At 61.4% G+C, this 16,125-nt stretch carries 13 protein-coding genes; 7 read left to right on the forward strand and 6 right to left on the reverse strand.

Annotated elements, in window-relative coordinates:
* Nucleotides 1–29: 29 nt before the first annotated feature.
* Nucleotides 30–2,951, forward strand: coding sequence for an excinuclease ABC subunit UvrA (gene uvrA / locus D460_RS0120960; RefSeq protein ID WP_026283362.1), 2,922 nt, complete (start codon nt 30–32; stop codon nt 2,949–2,951).
* 7 nt (nt 2,952–2,958) lie between these two features.
* Here the strand turns inward: uvrA and D460_RS33440 are convergent, their stop codons facing one another.
* A complete protein-coding gene (locus tag D460_RS33440) occupies nt 2,959–3,345 on the reverse strand; it encodes a type II toxin-antitoxin system VapC family toxin (RefSeq protein WP_018900552.1) in 387 nt (128 codons plus the stop codon).
* Nucleotides 3,342–3,614, reverse strand: coding sequence for a type II toxin-antitoxin system prevent-host-death family antitoxin (locus D460_RS0120970; protein WP_018900553.1), 273 nt, complete (start codon nt 3,612–3,614; stop codon nt 3,342–3,344). Before D460_RS0120970 ends, D460_RS33440 begins: the two co-directional genes overlap by 4 nt.
* 71 nt (nt 3,615–3,685) lie before the next feature.
* Between D460_RS0120970 and D460_RS0120975 the strand changes: the two genes are divergently transcribed.
* The gene (locus tag D460_RS0120975; RefSeq protein ID WP_026283363.1) at nt 3,686–4,492 is read left to right on the forward strand and encodes a DUF72 domain-containing protein; all 807 of its coding nucleotides are present in this window, start codon (nt 3,686–3,688) and stop codon (nt 4,490–4,492) included.
* On the opposite strand, the gene D460_RS0120980 is transcribed toward D460_RS0120975, so the two are convergent.
* Nucleotides 4,493–5,968: a bifunctional ADP-dependent NAD(P)H-hydrate dehydratase/NAD(P)H-hydrate epimerase gene (locus tag D460_RS0120980; protein WP_018900555.1), complete on the reverse strand. Its 1,476-nt coding sequence runs from the start codon at nt 5,966–5,968 to the stop codon at nt 4,493–4,495.
* A gap of 342 nt (nt 5,969–6,310) precedes the next feature.
* Between D460_RS0120980 and D460_RS0120985 the strand changes: the two genes are divergently transcribed.
* From D460_RS0120985 to hspQ, 3 genes are all read left to right on the forward strand, one after another.
* Entirely contained in the window at nt 6,311–6,649 is a 339-nt protein-coding gene (locus D460_RS0120985; RefSeq protein ID WP_018900556.1) for a P-II family nitrogen regulator, read from the forward strand.
* A gap of 56 nt (nt 6,650–6,705) precedes the next feature.
* Nucleotides 6,706–8,115, forward strand: coding sequence for a type I glutamate--ammonia ligase (gene glnA / locus D460_RS0120990; protein WP_018900557.1), 1,410 nt, complete (start codon nt 6,706–6,708; stop codon nt 8,113–8,115).
* A gap of 151 nt (nt 8,116–8,266) precedes the next feature.
* The gene (gene hspQ, locus D460_RS0120995) at nt 8,267–8,596 is read left to right on the forward strand and encodes a heat shock protein HspQ (RefSeq protein WP_018900558.1); all 330 of its coding nucleotides are present in this window, start codon (nt 8,267–8,269) and stop codon (nt 8,594–8,596) included.
* Between the two features lie 126 nt (nt 8,597–8,722).
* Here hspQ and D460_RS0121000 read toward each other — a convergent pair whose 3' ends face one another.
* On the reverse strand, nt 8,723–9,379 hold the full coding sequence (locus D460_RS0121000) for an invasion associated locus B family protein (protein ID WP_018900559.1): 657 nt from the start codon (nt 9,377–9,379) through the stop codon (nt 8,723–8,725).
* 269 nt (nt 9,380–9,648) lie between these two features.
* On the opposite strand from D460_RS0121000, the gene D460_RS0121005 reads away from it, so the two are divergent.
* Nucleotides 9,649–11,454, forward strand: a complete 1,806-nt coding sequence (locus tag D460_RS0121005) for an extracellular solute-binding protein (RefSeq protein WP_018900560.1) — start codon at nt 9,649–9,651, stop codon at nt 11,452–11,454.
* Nucleotides 11,455–11,556: 102 nt separating this feature from the next.
* Complete coding sequence (locus D460_RS0121010; RefSeq protein WP_018900561.1) at nt 11,557–12,228, forward strand: DsbA family oxidoreductase; 672 nt, start codon at nt 11,557–11,559, stop codon at nt 12,226–12,228.
* 70 nt (nt 12,229–12,298) lie between these two features.
* Here D460_RS0121010 and mfd read toward each other — a convergent pair whose 3' ends face one another.
* Together mfd and D460_RS0121020 are read right to left on the reverse strand one after the other, a co-directional pair.
* Complete coding sequence (gene mfd, locus D460_RS0121015) at nt 12,299–15,802, reverse strand: transcription-repair coupling factor (protein ID WP_018900562.1); 3,504 nt, start codon at nt 15,800–15,802, stop codon at nt 12,299–12,301.
* A complete protein-coding gene (locus D460_RS0121020; RefSeq protein WP_026283364.1) occupies nt 15,802–16,116 on the reverse strand; it encodes a succinate dehydrogenase assembly factor 2 in 315 nt (104 codons plus the stop codon). Before D460_RS0121020 ends, mfd begins: the two co-directional genes overlap by 1 nt.
* Between the last annotated feature and the right edge of the window lie 9 nt (nt 16,117–16,125).

Genomic DNA, 16,125 nt, shown 5'->3' on the forward strand with positions numbered 1-16,125 from the left:
ATCCCCCCGAGACATTGAAGCAGAAGACGATGAGCGAACTGAAGACGATTTCAATCCGTGGCGCGCGCGAGCACAATCTGAAGGGCATCGACCTCGATCTGCCGCGCAACAAGCTGATCGTCATGACCGGCCTGTCGGGATCGGGCAAATCCTCGCTCGCCTTCGACACCATTTATGCCGAGGGCCAGCGCCGCTATGTCGAGAGCCTGTCGGCCTATGCCCGCCAGTTCCTCGAAATGATGCAGAAGCCCGATGTCGACCAGATCGACGGCCTGTCGCCAGCAATCTCGATCGAGCAGAAGACGACCTCGCGCAACCCGCGCTCGACTGTTGGTACCGTCACCGAGATCTACGACTATATGCGCTTGCTCTTCGCGCGCGTCGGCGTTCCCTATTCGCCGGCCACCGGCCTGCCGATCGAGAGCCAGACCGTCAGCCAGATGGTCGACCGCATTCTCGCCTTCGAGGAAGGCACGCGCCTCTTCATCCTGGCGCCGCTCGTGCGCGGCCGCAAGGGCGAGTACAAGAAGGAACTCGCCGAGCTCATGAAGAAGGGCTTCCAGCGCGTCAAGATCGACGGCCAGTTCTACGAGATCGCCGACGCTCCCGCGCTCGACAAGAAATACAAGCACGACATCGATATCGTCGTCGACCGCGTCGTCGTGCGCGCCGATGTCTCGGCGCGTCTTGCCGACAGCTTGGAGACCTCGCTGAAGCTCGCCGACGGCCTCGCCATCGCTGAATTTGCCGACAAGCCGCTGCCAATGGAAGAAACCGCCGCCGGCGGCTCTGCCAATAAGTCGCTCAACGAAACGCACGAACGCGTTCTCTTCTCGGAAAAATTCGCCTGCCCCGTCTCCGGCTTCACGATCTCGGAGATCGAGCCGCGCCTGTTCTCCTTCAACAATCCGGCCGGCGCCTGCCCGACCTGCGACGGCCTTGGCGCCCAACAGAAGATCGACGCCAACCTGATCGTGCCGGAGCCCGAGCGCACCCTGCGCGACGGCGCAATCGCCCCATGGGCCAAGTCGTCCTCTCCGTATTACAACCAGACGCTGGAAGCACTCGGCAAGCATTTCGGCTTCAAGCTCGGCGCCCGCTGGAACGACCTCTCCGCCAAGGCGCAGGACGTCATCCTCAACGGCACCGAGGAAAAGATCGAGTTCCATTATGTCGATGGCGCCCGCTCCTATACGACGCACAAGAATTTCGAAGGCATCATCACCAACCTCGAGCGCCGCTGGAAGGAAACCGACAGCGCCTGGGCGCGTGAGGAGATCGAGCGCTACATGTCGGCGGCGCCCTGCCCGTCCTGCAACGGCTTCCGTCTGAAGCCGGAAGCGCTGGCCGTGAAGGTCAACAAGCTGCACATCGGCCAGGTCACCGACATGTCGATCCGCATCGCCCGCGACTGGTTCGAAACGCTGCCGGATAGCTTTAACGCCAAGCAGAACGAGATCGCCGTCCGCATCCTGAAAGAGATCAGAGACCGCCTGCGCTTCCTGAACGACGTCGGCCTCGAATATCTCAGCCTCTCGCGCAATTCCGGCACGCTCTCGGGCGGCGAAAGCCAGCGCATCCGCCTGGCCTCGCAGATCGGCTCCGGCCTCACCGGCGTTCTCTACGTGCTCGACGAGCCATCGATCGGCCTGCACCAGCGCGACAATGCCCGCCTGCTGGAAACGCTGAAGCACCTGCGCGATATCGGCAACACAGTCATCGTCGTCGAGCACGACGAGGACGCCATCCTGCAGGCTGACGACGTCGTCGATATCGGCCCCGCCGCCGGCATCCATGGGGGCCAGGTGATCGCGCACGGCACGCCGCAGGATATCATGGCCAACCCGAAGTCACTGACCGGTAAATACCTGTCGGGCGAGCTCGGCGTCACCGTTCCCGAAGAGCGCCGGAAGGTTAAGAAGGGTAAGGAAATCAAGGTTGTCGGCGCCCGCGGCAACAATTTGAAGAACGTTACGGCATCGATCCCGCTCGGCGTCTTCACCGCGGTCACCGGTGTGTCCGGTGGCGGCAAGTCCACCTTCCTGATCGAGACGCTCTACAAGTCCGCCGCACGCCGCGTCATGGGCGCGCGCGAAATCCCGGCGGATCACGACCGCATCGACGGCTTCGAGCATATCGACAAGGTCATCGACATCGACCAGTCGCCGATCGGTCGCACGCCACGCTCCAACCCGGCCACCTATACCGGCGCCTTCACGCCGATCCGCGACTGGTTCGCCGGCCTGCCGGAAGCAAAGGCACGTGGCTACCAGCCTGGCCGCTTCTCCTTCAACGTCAAGGGCGGCCGCTGCGAGGCCTGCCAGGGCGACGGCGTCATCAAGATCGAGATGCACTTCCTGCCTGATGTCTACGTGACCTGCGACGTCTGCCACGGCAAGCGCTACAACCGCGAAACGCTCGACGTCACCTTCAAGCAGAAGTCGATCGCCGACGTGCTGGATATGACCGTCGAGGAAGGCGTCGAATTCTTCGCCGCTGTCCCCGCCGTGCGCGACAAGCTGCAGGCCCTCTTCGATGTCGGCCTCGGCTACATCAAGGTCGGCCAGCAGGCGAACACGCTCTCCGGCGGCGAAGCCCAGCGCGTCAAGCTCGCCAAGGAACTCTCGAAGCGCTCGACCGGCCGCACGCTCTACATTCTCGACGAACCGACGACCGGCCTGCACTTCCACGACGTGGCGAAGCTGCTCGAAATGCTGCACGAACTGGTCAACCAGGGCAACTCGGTCGTCGTCATCGAGCACAACCTCGAGGTCATCAAGACCGCCGACTGGGTCCTCGACTTCGGCCCCGAGGGCGGTGACGGCGGCGGTGAGATCGTGGCCTCAGGTACGCCCGAGGCGATCGTCAAGGAAAAGCGGTCCTATACCGGCCAGTTCCTGAAGGAACTGCTGGAGCGGCGGCCAGTGAAGAAGGTGCAGGCGGCGGAGTGATCCGCCGCTACCAGACGACGTCGATCCCGAATTCCCGGAAGGCGGGATCGACCGATATGAGCGAGAGGTTTTCGAGCTTGCATTGAGCGGCAAGCATGCGGTCGAAGGGATCGCGATGAGTGCCGGGCATGTGACCAGCGAGGAAGGAGTGTGGCATTGAAATGGGCAGTTGTGCGAAGCGTTCCGCTCGCAATGTTCCTTCAAAATCGGTGACCAAAGGTTCCATCTCAGGCCACTTGCCGTGACGATGTTTAGTTGCGATTTCGAAGGCGGATACGGCGCTGACGAAGATAGCATTTTCTGGCGAGGAGATCGCTGTACGCGCGTTCGGGCCAAGTCGTGGCAAGTCAAGCAGCCACCAAGCCAAAGCGTGCGTATCCAACAGATACTTCATTGCCCGTTGTCACCGGGAAATGAGTATTTCCCTTCCCAAGCCTCAAGTTCGTCTTCGGACAGTGGTTCGAGAAACAAATCGGGTGGAAGCTTATCTCGGAGATAGGCAAAACGGCCAGGAAGGCGCGGCGTCGCGGTGGAAGGCTCCACCGGCACCAGTTTCACCAACGGCTTGTCGTCGCGTGCCAGAATAATCTCCTCGCCGGCTTCAACACGGCTGAGGAGTTCAGAGAGTTCGGTATTGGCCTTGGGCACGCTTACGATTGTCATCGGAATGCCTTTCGATGATCGATAGAGAGATAATAGACAACGACTTCGCGAACTTCAACGAGGAGGAATTGATGACAAAACCCGGCACCATTCGCGTCGGCATCGGCGGCTGGACGTTCGAGCCCTGGCGCAACCACTTCTTCCCGTCCACGCTGAAGCAGAAGGACGAGCTGAATTATGCCAGCCGGCAACTGAAGGTCATCGAGGTCAACGGCACCTATTACAGCTCGCAAAAGCCCGAGACCTTTGCCAAGTGGGCCGCCGATGTACCCGAGGGTTTCATCTTCTCGCTCAAGGCCAGCCGCTTCAGCACCAATCGCAAGATTCTCTCCGAAGCCGGCGAATCCGTCGAGCGCTTTCTCGGCCAGGGCATCGTCGAGCTCGGCCCGCATCTCGGCCCCATCCTCTGGCAGTTCGCGCCGACGAAGAAGTTCGAGCCAGAGGATTTCGAGGGCTTCCTGAAGCTGCTTCCGGACAAGCAAGATGGCCTGCCGCTTAAACATGTCGTCGAGGTCCGTCACGACAGCTTCAAGGTGCCGGAGTTCGTGGCGCTGCTCGCGAAATACGGCGTCGCCCCGGTTGTCGCTGAGCATTTCGATTATCCGATGGTGGCCGATGTCACCGCCGATTTCGTCTACACGCGCCTGCAGAAGGGCTCGGACGAAATCCGGACCTGCTATCCGCCAAAGGAGCTGAAAGCCTGGGCCAAGCGCCTGGAGAGCTGGGCCGAGGGCAATGTGCCTGATGATCTGCCGCTTATTGACAGCGACCGCAAGGTCAAGGTCGAGCCACGTGACGTTTTCGCCTTCATGATCCACGAGGGCAAGGTCAACGCTCCCTTCGGCGCCATCGCGCTGCAGGAAGAGGTCGGCAAGTAATCAAAGTGGCAGCACGTGGCTGACGAGGTCTTCCGCCGTCAGACCCTTGCCGGCCCGGTTGCCCGCTTCGCCGTGCATGTAGACGCCAGCGGCCGCCGCCTCGAAAGCCGGCAGCCCCTGCGCCATCAGCGCGCCAATGATCCCCGCCAGCACATCGCCGGAGCCGGCGGTAGCAAGCCAGATCGGCGCGTTGGTGTTGATCAGCGCCCGCCCATCCGGCGAGGCGATCACGGTGTCGGGCCCCTTGTAGACGATGGCCGCATTGGCCCGCGCCGCGGCCGCCAGCGCCTTGTCGGCCTTGCCGAGATTGTGGTCGGCGGCGATATCGGGAAACAGCCGCGAAAACTCTCCCTCATGCGGCGTCAGGACCAGCCGCGTCTCACCTTCCGCGAACAATGCGAACAGCGCCTCGGGATCCTCGCGGAAGGACGTGATGCCATCGGCATCCAGAACCAGATGCCGCGCCGCGAGTGCCGCCACAAAACCACGCGCCTTCTCGCCGGCCCCAAAGCCCGGCCCAAGCACGAAGCTGCGCAACCGCTCATCCTTCAGCCAATCCAGCAGTTCGGCATCCCCATCGATGCCGTGCAGCATCACGGCCGTCAGATGCGTCGCGTTCTCGTCCATGGCATCCGCAGGCGAGGCGATCGTCACCAGCCCGGCGCCGGCCTTCAATCCGGACATGGCCGACATCCGCGCCGCTCCCGTCTTGCCCTTCTCGCCGGAGAAGACGACGAGGTGGCCGCGCTTATACTTGTGCGTCTCATGCCCAGACGACGGCAGCCACCGCTCCCATCGTTCGGGCCGGTTCTCCGCCAGCTTGCCCGACGCCTGCCCGCGCACGATCCGTGCGGGTATGCCGATGTCGAGCACCTCGAGCACGCCCGAAAGCTCTCGGCCAGGCATCAGCAGATGTCCCGGCTTGCGTGTCATGAAGGTGATCGTCCGCTCGGCGGCAAATGCGGCCCCCAGCACCATGCCCGTCCGGCCGTCGACGCCGGATGGCAGGTCGACGGCAAGCACCGGCAGGCGAGCTTCCTCTATACGCACGATTACCGCACTGACGACTTCGGGCACGGCCCGCGTCAACCCGGCCCCGAACAGCGCGTCGATCACGACGTCACCGTCTGCGGGTTCATAAGCCTCGATAGTCGCCCCCTTGCCAAGCCAGCCGTTAAAGGCCCGCGCAGCGTCGCCCTTGAGCCGAGCGGGGTCACCCAGATGAAACACCACAACCTCGACACCGCTATCCCGCAGACACAGCGCCGCAACATACCCGTCGCCGCCATTGTTGCCGGGACCGCACAACACGACGGCCCTCCGCGCAGAGGGATAGTGCCGCAGAAAGGCCGCCGCCACGCCGGCGCCCGCCTGCAGCATGAGCCTGAAACTGTCGATGCCCGAGGCCGCTGCTGCGGCATCGACGGCGGTCATTTCGGCGGGAGTGAGGAGAAGGTCGGCGAGTTGATTGTCCATCCGGCCATTCAAGCAGAATCCGCCTAAAAAACAACCGATTGGCGCAAAATCTGGAAGGTTATTATTTAGTCATTTGCATATATTTTAATCTTCACCACAAGCCAGAAAGAGAGCATCAGACATCGCGAATATTCCCAATTTCGGTCGAAATTTAAGCTTTTCGCTTGCAACCCGCGCGGTTTTTGACAAAAAAATCGTTGAAATTGCTGAAAATCGCTCGACTTTCAGTCTCCGGCCGCCATTTCGACGAAGATTCCGCTTTCCAACTGGCACGATAACTGCATTCTATCGGGGGGTGGGTATGAGCCTGCTATAACGGGAGAAGCGGAGAGTCATTTTCTCATGAAAAAGATCGAAGCGATCATTAAGCCCTTCAAGCTGGACGAAGTGAAGGAAGCCCTTCAGGAAGTTGGCCTGCAGGGGATCACAGTCACGGAAGCAAAGGGCTTCGGTCGCCAAAAAGGCCACACGGAATTGTACCGTGGCGCGGAGTATGTCGTCGATTTCCTGCCGAAGGTGAAGGTCGAAGTCGTCCTCGCCGACGAGAACGCGGAGGCCGTCATCGACGCGATCCGCAAGGCCGCGCAAACCGGCCGTATCGGCGACGGCAAGATTTTCGTATCCAATATCGAAGAAGTCATTCGTATCCGTACCGGCGAAACCGGTGTCGATGCGATCTGACCTGTTTGGTCCAGGCGAGGCAATCGTCTCGTCTTCTCAAATGAAGGAACCATTTTATGGCGACCGCAAGCGAAATCCTCAAGCAAATCAAGGATAACGACGTCAAGTTTGTTGACCTGCGCTTCACCGATCCCAAGGGCAAGCTGCAGCACGTCACGATGGACGTTGTTTGCGTCGATGAAGACATGTTCGCCGATGGCGTCATGTTCGACGGCTCCTCGATCGGCGGCTGGAAGGCGATCAACGAATCCGACATGGTGCTGATGCCCGACACGGAAACGGTCCACATGGACCCGTTCTTCGCGCAGTCCACCATGGTCATCCTCTGCGACATTCTCGATCCGGTCTCCGGCGAAGCCTATAACCGCGATCCGCGCGGCACCGCCAAGAAGGCTGAAGCCTATCTGAAGGCATCCGGCATCGGCGACACCGTCTTCGTTGGCCCTGAAGCCGAATTCTTCATCTTCGACGACGTTCGCTACAAGGCCGACCCCTACAACACCGGCTTCAAGCTCGATTCGACCGAACTGCCGTCCAACGACGACACCGAATACGAGACCGGCAACCTCGGTCACCGTCCGCGCGTCAAGGGCGGCTATTTCCCGGTTCCGCCGATCGACAGCTGCCAGGACATGCGCTCCGAAATGCTGACGGTCCTCAGTGAAATGGGCGTCGTCGTCGAAAAGCACCACCACGAAGTGGCCGCTGCCCAGCACGAGCTCGGCATCAAGTTTGACACGCTCGTTCGCAACGCCGACAAGATGCAGATCTACAAGTACGTCGTGCACCAGGTCGCCAATGCCTACGGCAAGACGGCAACCTTCATGCCGAAGCCGATTTTCGGCGACAACGGCTCGGGCATGCACGTCCACATGTCGATCTGGAAGAGCGGCAAGCCGAGCTTCGCGGGTGATGAATATGCAGGCCTCTCCGAGAGCTGCCTCTACTTCATCGGCGGCATCATCAAGCATGCCAAGGCGCTGAACGCCTTCACCAACCCGTCGACGAACTCCTACAAGCGTCTCGTCCCGGGCTATGAAGCACCGGTTCTGCTCGCCTACTCGGCGCGCAACCGCTCGGCCTCGTGCCGCATTCCGTTCGGCAGCAACCCGAAGGCAAAGCGCGTCGAAGTCCGCTTCCCGGATCCGATGGCGAACCCCTACCTCGCCTTCGCTGCCATGCTGATGGCCGGCCTCGACGGCATCAAGAACAAGATCCATCCCGGCAAGGCCATGGACAAGGATCTCTACGACCTGCCGCCGAAGGAGCTGAAGAAGATTCCGACGGTTTGCGGTTCGCTGCGCGAAGCGCTGGAAAGCCTGGACAAGGACCGCAAGTTCCTGACCGCCGGCGGCGTCTTCGACGACGACCAGATCGACTCGTTCATCGAGCTGAAGATGATCGAGGTCATGCGTTACGACATGACCCCGCATCCGGTCGAATACGACATGTACTACTCGGCGTAAGCCCTCAGAAAGCCCCGGTTCGCCGGGGCTTTCGTCTATCCGATGTCACGGAAGCCTCGCGTCGATGTGACACTCATGTGACGAGTTCTCGCACAAATCTTGATTTGAGTGAGATCAATCACCAAATCAGGTGATGAAAGGAAGTCGTACCATGAAAGAAAGACTAGCTAAGTTCAGTATCGGCGAAGTGGTTCGGCACAAGGTATTTCCGTTTCGCGGCGTCATCTTCGATGTCGATCCGGAATTCGCGAATACGGAAGAATGGTGGAATTCTATTCCCGCCGACGTGCGCCCCAGCAAGGACCAGCCCTTCTACCACTTGCTCGCCGAAAACGAAGAAAACGAATACGTCGCCTACGTATCCGAACAGAACCTGATGAATGACGAAAGCGGCGAACCGCTTCGCAATGAACAGGTCTACCAGATTTTCGATATGGCACCGACAGGGCAGTTCAAACCCAAGATGAGCTTCACCCACTAAGCCGCTGCATATCCATTCCAAACCCCGCTTTCTCCCAGCGGGGTTTTTCTTTGCCTGCGCCCGGATCACGGACAACAAAAAACCCGGCGCGAAGCCGGGTTTCTCGACAATCCGTAAGGATCGAAATTACTGGGCCTTGGCAGCCTTCTGGGCGTCTTCAAGCTTCTTGCGCGCTTCGTCGGCCTTCTTCTGCATGCTGTCCTGCAGGCTCTTCTGGCTTTCAGCGAGCTTGGAAGCGGAAACCGCTTCGCCATCGAATGCGCCGGTGAAACCTTCTAGCGAGATCTTGATCGGGTTCGGCGCGCGGCGGAAGTTGATCGAGGTCAGGATCAGATCGGTGCCCTTCTTCAGGCTGGCGACCATGGCGTCCGTGAGCGGGATCTGCGCGACGCAGCGATCCGGCATGCACATCAGGTAATCGATCTTCTGCGGCTTGCCGCCGTCGATCTGCATACCGATGCCCGGAGGAATGAGACGTGCCGGAGGAACCGAAACCTGCAGGCTCTTGTTGTTAACCTTGCCCGAAACGGTGATGAGGCCTACGCCCGTAACCAGCTGGCCGCCGGTTGCCAGAACAACGTTCTGGACGACGCAGACGTCGTTGTCCTGCTGCTTGCTGCAGGTCTTGTACCAGCCCAGGCGCGGCGCGCCCGGAGCAGCCTGGCCGGTCGCATCAGCAGACGCGTCCTGCGCAAAAGAAGACACCGGAGCCATAGCGGCGCCAAGCATCACTGCCATAACGGACAGGGCTGCCCGTGTTTTCTTTTCAGACTTGAACATCATAACGAATTCCGTCTCCTGGTATCCCGTCGGGACAGCCGATAGGCCGTCCTCACCAACAGGGTTGTTCGCATCTGACCTCTTAAAACAATGAGGCAAATGCATGACCCCCCCGACTTCGGGGTCCCTGTTACATCGCGTTGCTGGAGATTTCCAGTGTTTCTTTGGCGTTTTGGGCGCCGCTGGAAAGAATTTGCCGTGGATGGTGAATCCGGTCGCTCGCATGATAGTCTTCGGGCGAATCGTGCCGTTTTCCGGAAAGGATTTCGACTATGCTCCGGATCGTTCTTCCCGTCGTCTTCACCCTCGTTTGCGGGGCGGCCCTTGCCGAGCCGGTGCATGGCATAGCAATGCACGGCACCCCGGCCCTGCCCGCCGATTTCAAGCACCTGCCCTACGTCAACCCTGACGTGAAGAAGGGCGGAAAGATCGCATACGGCGTCGTCGGCACCTACGACAACCTGAACCCGTTCATCCTGAAGAGCATGCGCACCACGGCACGCGGCATGTGGGACCCCGAATACGGCAATCTGGTCTATGAAACGCTGATGCTGCGCTCGCGCGACGAGCCCTTCACGCTCTATGGGCTCTTGGCGCAATCCGTCGAATGGGACGACGACAGGACCTATATCCAGTTCAACCTGAACCCAGCCGCCAAATGGTCGGACGGCCAGCCGGTCACGCCCGATGATGTCATCTTCTCCTTCAACATCCTGAAGGAGAAAGGCCGCGTGCCCTTCAGCACCCGCCTCAATGCCGTCGAGAAAATGGAGAAGGTCGGCGATCACAGCGTCCGCTTCACCTTCAACGACAAGGCCGACCGCGAATTCCCGCTGATTCTCGCCGGCTCGACGCCCATTCTCCCTAAGCACGCGATCGACGCGGAGAATTTCGACCGCTCGACGCTGAAGCCGCTGATCGGCTCCGGTCCCTACAAGATCAAGTCGCTGAAGCCGGGCGAAAGCATCACCTTCGAGCGCGACCCGAATTACTGGGGTAAGGACCTCCCCGCCAAGGTCGGCCTCGACAATTACGATCAGATCACCGTCCAGTATTTCCTGCAGGACACGACATTGTTCGAATCGTTCAAGAAGGGCGATGTCGATATCTATCCGGATGGCAGCCCCGGACATTGGGCGAGCGCCTATAATTTCCCGGCTGTCACCTCAGGCAATGTCGTCAAGGACACCTTCCAACCCAAGCTGCCGTCAGGCATGTTCGGCTTCGTCTTCAACACCCGCCGGCCGCTCTTCGACAATGTGAAGCTGCGCGAGGGCCTGTCGCTGATCTTCGATTTCGAATGGGCCAACAAGAACCTGTTCTCCAGCGCCTATATCAGGACGCAGAGCTACTGGCAGAATTCAGAGCTCTCCAGCTTCGGCGTACCGGCTGACGAGCGCGAACTGAAGCTGCTCGGCCCGATCAAGGATCGCATCGATCCCGCCATCCTCGACGGCACCTACAAGCTGCCAGTGACCGACGGCTCCGGCCGCGACCGCAATGTGCTGAAGCAGGCCGTCGAGCTCCTGAAACAGGCCGGCTACACGATCAAGAACGGCAAGATGAGCGACGCCAACGGCCGCCCGCTCGCCTTCGAGATCATGACGCAGAACACCGACCAAGAGAAACTCGCCGTCTCCTACCAGCGCTCGCTGCAGCTGCTCGGCATCAACGCCTCGATCCGCACGGTGGACGATTCGCAGTATCAGAGCCGCACCAACACCTTCGACTACGACGTCATCGTCAAATCCTTCACCTCGTCGCTATCGCCTGGCATCGAGCAGGTCGGCCGCTGGTCGTCCGCCTCGCGCGACCGCGACGGCACCGACAATTTTGCGGGCGTCGCCGATCCCGATGTCGATACGCTGATCCAGCACATCCTCAATGCACGTTCGGCCGAGGATTTCACCGCCGCCGTCCGCTCGCACGACCGGCTGCTCCTGTCGGGCCACTACGTGCTGCCGCTCTATCACGTCGACAACCAGTGGGTCGCCCGCAGCAAGCGCATCGGCCACCCCGACCAGGTGCCGCTCTATGGCTATCAGCTGCCTGCCTGGTGGGATCAGAGCGTCCAATAACAGGTGGTTCTCTTTTCCTGCCTGGTTGAACTGGCCACTCGCAGCGACTAGATGGCTCCAAACGCCCTTTTTGGGCTCAGCAAATCCGGGAAAGGAAAGCCCATGGAACGCATAGTCATCGACGTCGTCTCGGATGTCGTCTGCCCCTGGTGCTATCTCGGCAAGGCGCGGCTGGAGCTGGCGATCGCCGAAGTCCAGGACGAAGTCGGCGTCGACGTCAACTGGCGCCCCTATCGCCTCAACCCGGATTATCCGCCCGAAGGCGTCGACCAGAAGGCTGCACTTGAGAAGAAACTCGGCGGTGCCGAGCGGGTCGCCGAAGGGCACAAGATGCTCACCGAGCTCGGCCGCGAAGTCGGAATCAACTTCAATTTCGACGCCATCAAGATCGGGCCGAACACGCTCGACGCCCACCGCCTCATTCACTGGGCGATGATCGAGGATCGCGACAAGGCCGACCGTGTGGTCGATGGCCTGTTCAAGGCAAACTTCGAACAGGGCCTGAATGTCGGCGATCACGCCGTGCTGCTCGATATCGCCGAGAAGTCCGGTCTCGACCGCGCCGTGACCGCCTCGCTGCTTACCTCCGATGCCGACAAGGCTCTCGTCGTCGAGGAAATCGAATCGGCGCAGAAGATGGGCGTTAACGGCGTCCCCTTCTTCATCTTCGACCAGCAGTACGCCGTCAGCGGCGCCCAGACCCCTGATGTCATCGCTGGCGCACTGCGCGATATCGCCAAGGCCAAGGCCGAAGCCCGCGCCGGGATGAACTGATCGACTGATTTTACAATATTGTTGAAAGCAAATCGGGACGGAAAGCTGAGGCCTTCCGTCCCGATTTTCTTTAGCCCTTCGCCAGCTCCGCCAGCTGCGTCATGATCACAGCCGCTCCCTGCAGCCGCTTTTCCGGCGTCGGCAGGTCGCGGGTCAGGAATACGCTGTGATCGGGACGGATCTTCGCCATCGAGCCCTGCTTGGCGATATAGCCCACCAGATTGCCGGGGTTCGGGAATTCCTTGTTGCGGAACTGGATGACCACGCCCTTCGGCCCGGCATCCACCTTCTCGACATTGGCGATACGGCAGAGCGATTTGACGTAGACGATCTTCAAGAGATGCTGCACCTCGATCGGCATCGGCCCGAAACGGTCGATCATCTCGGCGCCGAAGGCATCGATTTCCTTGAGCTCGGTGATCTCGCCGAGACGCCGGTAGAGTGCCATGCGCAGATGCAGGTCCGGCACGTAGCCGTCGGGGATCATAACCGACGTGCCCACCGAGATCTGCGGCGACCAACCGGTATCCTGGATCTCGTCGACACCCTTCACCTCGGCCACCGCCTCTTCCAGCATCTGCTGGTAGAGTTCGAAGCCGACCTCCTTGATGTGGCCGGACTGCTCCTCGCCGAGCAGGTTGCCGGCGCCACGAATATCGAGGTCGTGGCTGGCAAGCTGGAACCCGGCGCCGAGCGTATCGAGCGATTGCAGCACCTTCAGCCGGCGCTCCGCCGTCGCCGTCAGTACCTTGTTGACGGGCAGCGTGAACAGCGCGAAGGCGCGCACCTTGGACCGGCCGACACGGCCACGCAGCTGGTAGAGCTGCGCCAAGCCAAACATGTCGGCACGGTGCACGATCAGCGTATTGGCCGTCGGCACGTCGAGGCCGGATTCGACGATCGTGGTCGACAAGAGCACATCGTAACGCCCTTCGTAGAAGGCGTTCATAATGTCCTCGAGCTCGCCCGGCGGCATCTGGCCGTGGGCGATGGCGACCTTCAGCTCCGGCAAATCGGACTGCAGGAAGGCATGAACCTCTTCGAGATCGGCCAGACGCGGGCAGACATAGAAGCTCTGTCCGCCGCGATAATGCTCGCGCATCAGCGTCTCGCGGATCACGAGCGAATCGAACGGCGAGATGAAGGTGCGCACCGCCATGCGGTCGACCGGCGGCGTGGTGATCAACGAAAGCTCGCGAACACCCGTCATCGCCAGCTGCAGCGTGCGCGGGATCGGCGTTGCCGACAGCGTGAGGACGTGAACGTCGCTCTTCAGCTCCTTCAGCCGCTCCTTGTGCTTGACGCCGAAATGCTGCTCTTCGTCGATGATCAGCAGGCCGAGATTGGCGAACTGGATGCCGGAGCCGAGCAGCGCATGCGTGCCGACGACAATATCCGTCTTGCCATCGGCGATCTCCTTCTTCGTGAGCGCCAGCTCCTTGGAGCCGACGAGGCGCGAGGCCTGCTGCACGCGCACCGGCAGACCGCGGAAGCGCTCGGAGAAGGTCTTGAAGTGCTGGCGCGACAGAAGCGTCGTCGGAACCACGACCGCGACCTGAATGCCGTTCATCGCCGCCACGAAGGCCGCGCGCAGCGCAACTTCCGTCTTGCCGAAACCGACGTCACCGCAGACCAGGCGATCCATCGGCCGCCCGGCGCCGAGATCGGAGCGCACCGCCTCGATGGCGTTGTCCTGATCTTCCGTCTCGTCATAGGGGAAGCGCGCGGCGAACTCGTCGTAGAGCCCCTCAGGCGTCGTCAGCACCGGCGCATGCCGCGTCAGCCGCTCGGCGGCGATGCGGATCAGGCCGTCAGCCATGTCGAGCAGGCGCTTCTTGAGCTTGGCCTTGCGCATCTGCCATGCGCCGCCGCCAAGCTTGTCGAGCTGTGCCTCCGTCCCCTCGCCGCCATAGCGCGACAGGAGATCGATGTTTTCGACGGGAAGGAACAGCTTCGCCTCGTCGGCATATTGCAGCTCCAGGCACGCATGCTGCGCGCCCGCCGCCTGGATGGTCCTGAGCCCGATGAACCGGCCGATGCCGTGCTCGGCGTGGACCACGACGGAGCCTTCGTCGAGACCCGCAACCTCGGAAATGAAATCGGCGGCCCGCTTGCGGCGTTTCGAACGGCGCACCATGCGGTCGCCGAGAATATCCTGCTCGCCGATGACGACGAGATTGCCGACCTCGAAGCCCGTCTCCAGGCTGTAGACGCCGGCCGCCGCCTCGCCCTGCTCGAGCTTGTCGATCTCCTTGAGCGCCGCAATCGGCTTGACGCGGGCCAGCCCATGCTCGGAAAGAACCTGCAGCAGACGCTCCAGCGACCCTTCCGTCCAGGCAGTGATCAGCACCTTGGCGCCGCTCGCCCGCTTGTCGGCGATATGCTTGACGACGACGTCGAACACGTTGACGCGCTCGGCATTGCCGCCACCCTCAGTGCTCGGCCGCGCCCAGCGTTCACCCTGGCGGGCATCGAGATTGACGACGCGGCGCGCCTCGCCCTCATGCTCGTTGAATGGCGTGATCCGCATCGCATTGAAGGCGTCGAGCGTTGCCGAAAACGTCTTGCCGTCGAGATAGAGCTGGCCGGGCACCACGGGCTTGTAGGGCGTGCCCTGCGACATGCCCTTGACCGGCTTGCCCGAATTCAGGCGCGCATCGTAATAATCGAAGACCAGCTTCGAGCGCTCCTCGGCCGCCTCACGCACCGTATGGTCGGTAACGACGCGGAACCCCTTGAGATAGTCGAACACCGTCTCCAGCCGGTCGTAGAACAGCGGCAGCCAGTGCTCCATCCCGGGATAGCGCCGCCCTTCGGAGATCGCGAGATACAGCGCGTCGTCGCGGGTAGCAGCACCGAAGGTCGAGAGATAATTCTTGCGGAAGCGGCTGATCGTATCCGGCGTCAGCGTCACTTCGCTCATCGGGTTGAGGTCGAGCGAGCGCACCTGCCCCGTCGTGCGTTGGCTGGCCGGATCGAAGCTGCGGATGCTCTCCAGCGTATCGCCGAAGAAATCGAGCCGCACCGGCTCTTCCGATCCCGGCACGAAGACATCGAGAATACCGCCGCGCACCGCATATTCACCGACTTCGCGCACCGTGGCGACGCGGTCGAAGCCATTGCGCTCCAGCCGTCCGGCGATATCGTCCATCCGAACCTGGTTGCCCGGCCGCGCCGAAAACGTCAGGCTTTCGATCACATCCTGCGGCGCCACCTTCTGCAGCATGGCATTGACGGTCACCAGCACGATCGCCGCATGCGGCTTCTTGCGATGCGCGATCAGCCCGCCGAGTGCGGCGAGCCTGCGCGCGGAGGTGTCTGCGCTCGGTGACACACGGTCGTAGGGCAGACAGTCCCAGGCGGGCAGCGTCAGAACGGGAATATCGGGCGCGACGAAGCCCAGCATCTGCTCCAGATCGGCCATGCGCTGCCCGTCCGAGAGCACGTATGCAACTGGAGCACCGGCGCGGGCAAGCTCGGCCAGCAGCATCGGCTCCAGTCCGGCCGGCACATTGCCTATCGTCAGCGGCACGTTCAGCGCCGTCAGCTTCTTCGCATCAAAACCGGGGATCATCATCCATTCCTGGGCAGGCTGTCGGCGGGGTATTCGAAATCGGGCTTGTAGGCGCACAGGCGCGTAAACATCGGTGTCTGGAAACGCTCAGGGATCGGCCAGGTTCCCATGATCCAGCGCACCAGATCATTATCCTCTTCCGCCATGATCGTCTCGAACTCGTCGAGTTCAGCATCCGAGAGGCCCGCGATCTCGCGCTCGGCGAACTGGCCGAACACCAAATCCATCTCGCGGATGCCGCGATGCCAGCAGCGGAACAGTATCCGGCGGCGGCGGGGATCGAGATCGGCGCTCGAGAGTGTGACACCTGTCATGGCATAGCT

The organism is Rhizobium sp. 2MFCol3.1 (assembly GCF_000377565.1).
GTDB lineage: Bacteria > Pseudomonadota > Alphaproteobacteria > Rhizobiales > Rhizobiaceae > Rhizobium.

Excerpts from the sequence above, each read along its gene's own strand:
- uvrA (WP_026283362.1), top strand. The coding sequence starts at position 30 with ATGAGCGAACTGAAGACGATTTCAATCCGTGGCGCGCGCGAGCACAAT.
- D460_RS33440 (WP_018900552.1), bottom strand. The coding sequence starts at position 3,345 with ATGAAGTATCTGTTGGATACGCACGCTTTGGCTTGGTGGCTGCTTGAC.
- D460_RS0120970 (WP_018900553.1), bottom strand. The coding sequence starts at position 3,614 with ATGACAATCGTAAGCGTGCCCAAGGCCAATACCGAACTCTCTGAACTC.
- D460_RS0120975 (WP_026283363.1), top strand. The coding sequence starts at position 3,686 with ATGACAAAACCCGGCACCATTCGCGTCGGCATCGGCGGCTGGACGTTC.
- D460_RS0120980 (WP_018900555.1), bottom strand. The coding sequence starts at position 5,968 with ATGGACAATCAACTCGCCGACCTTCTCCTCACTCCCGCCGAAATGACC.
- D460_RS0120985 (WP_018900556.1), top strand. The coding sequence starts at position 6,311 with ATGAAAAAGATCGAAGCGATCATTAAGCCCTTCAAGCTGGACGAAGTG.
- glnA (WP_018900557.1), top strand. The coding sequence starts at position 6,706 with ATGGCGACCGCAAGCGAAATCCTCAAGCAAATCAAGGATAACGACGTC.
- hspQ (WP_018900558.1), top strand. The coding sequence starts at position 8,267 with ATGAAAGAAAGACTAGCTAAGTTCAGTATCGGCGAAGTGGTTCGGCAC.
- D460_RS0121000 (WP_018900559.1), bottom strand. The coding sequence starts at position 9,379 with ATGATGTTCAAGTCTGAAAAGAAAACACGGGCAGCCCTGTCCGTTATG.
- D460_RS0121005 (WP_018900560.1), top strand. The coding sequence starts at position 9,649 with ATGCTCCGGATCGTTCTTCCCGTCGTCTTCACCCTCGTTTGCGGGGCG.
- D460_RS0121010 (WP_018900561.1), top strand. The coding sequence starts at position 11,557 with ATGGAACGCATAGTCATCGACGTCGTCTCGGATGTCGTCTGCCCCTGG.
- mfd (WP_018900562.1), bottom strand. The coding sequence starts at position 15,802 with ATGATCCCCGGTTTTGATGCGAAGAAGCTGACGGCGCTGAACGTGCCG.
- D460_RS0121020 (WP_026283364.1), bottom strand. The coding sequence starts at position 16,116 with ATGACAGGTGTCACACTCTCGAGCGCCGATCTCGATCCCCGCCGCCGC.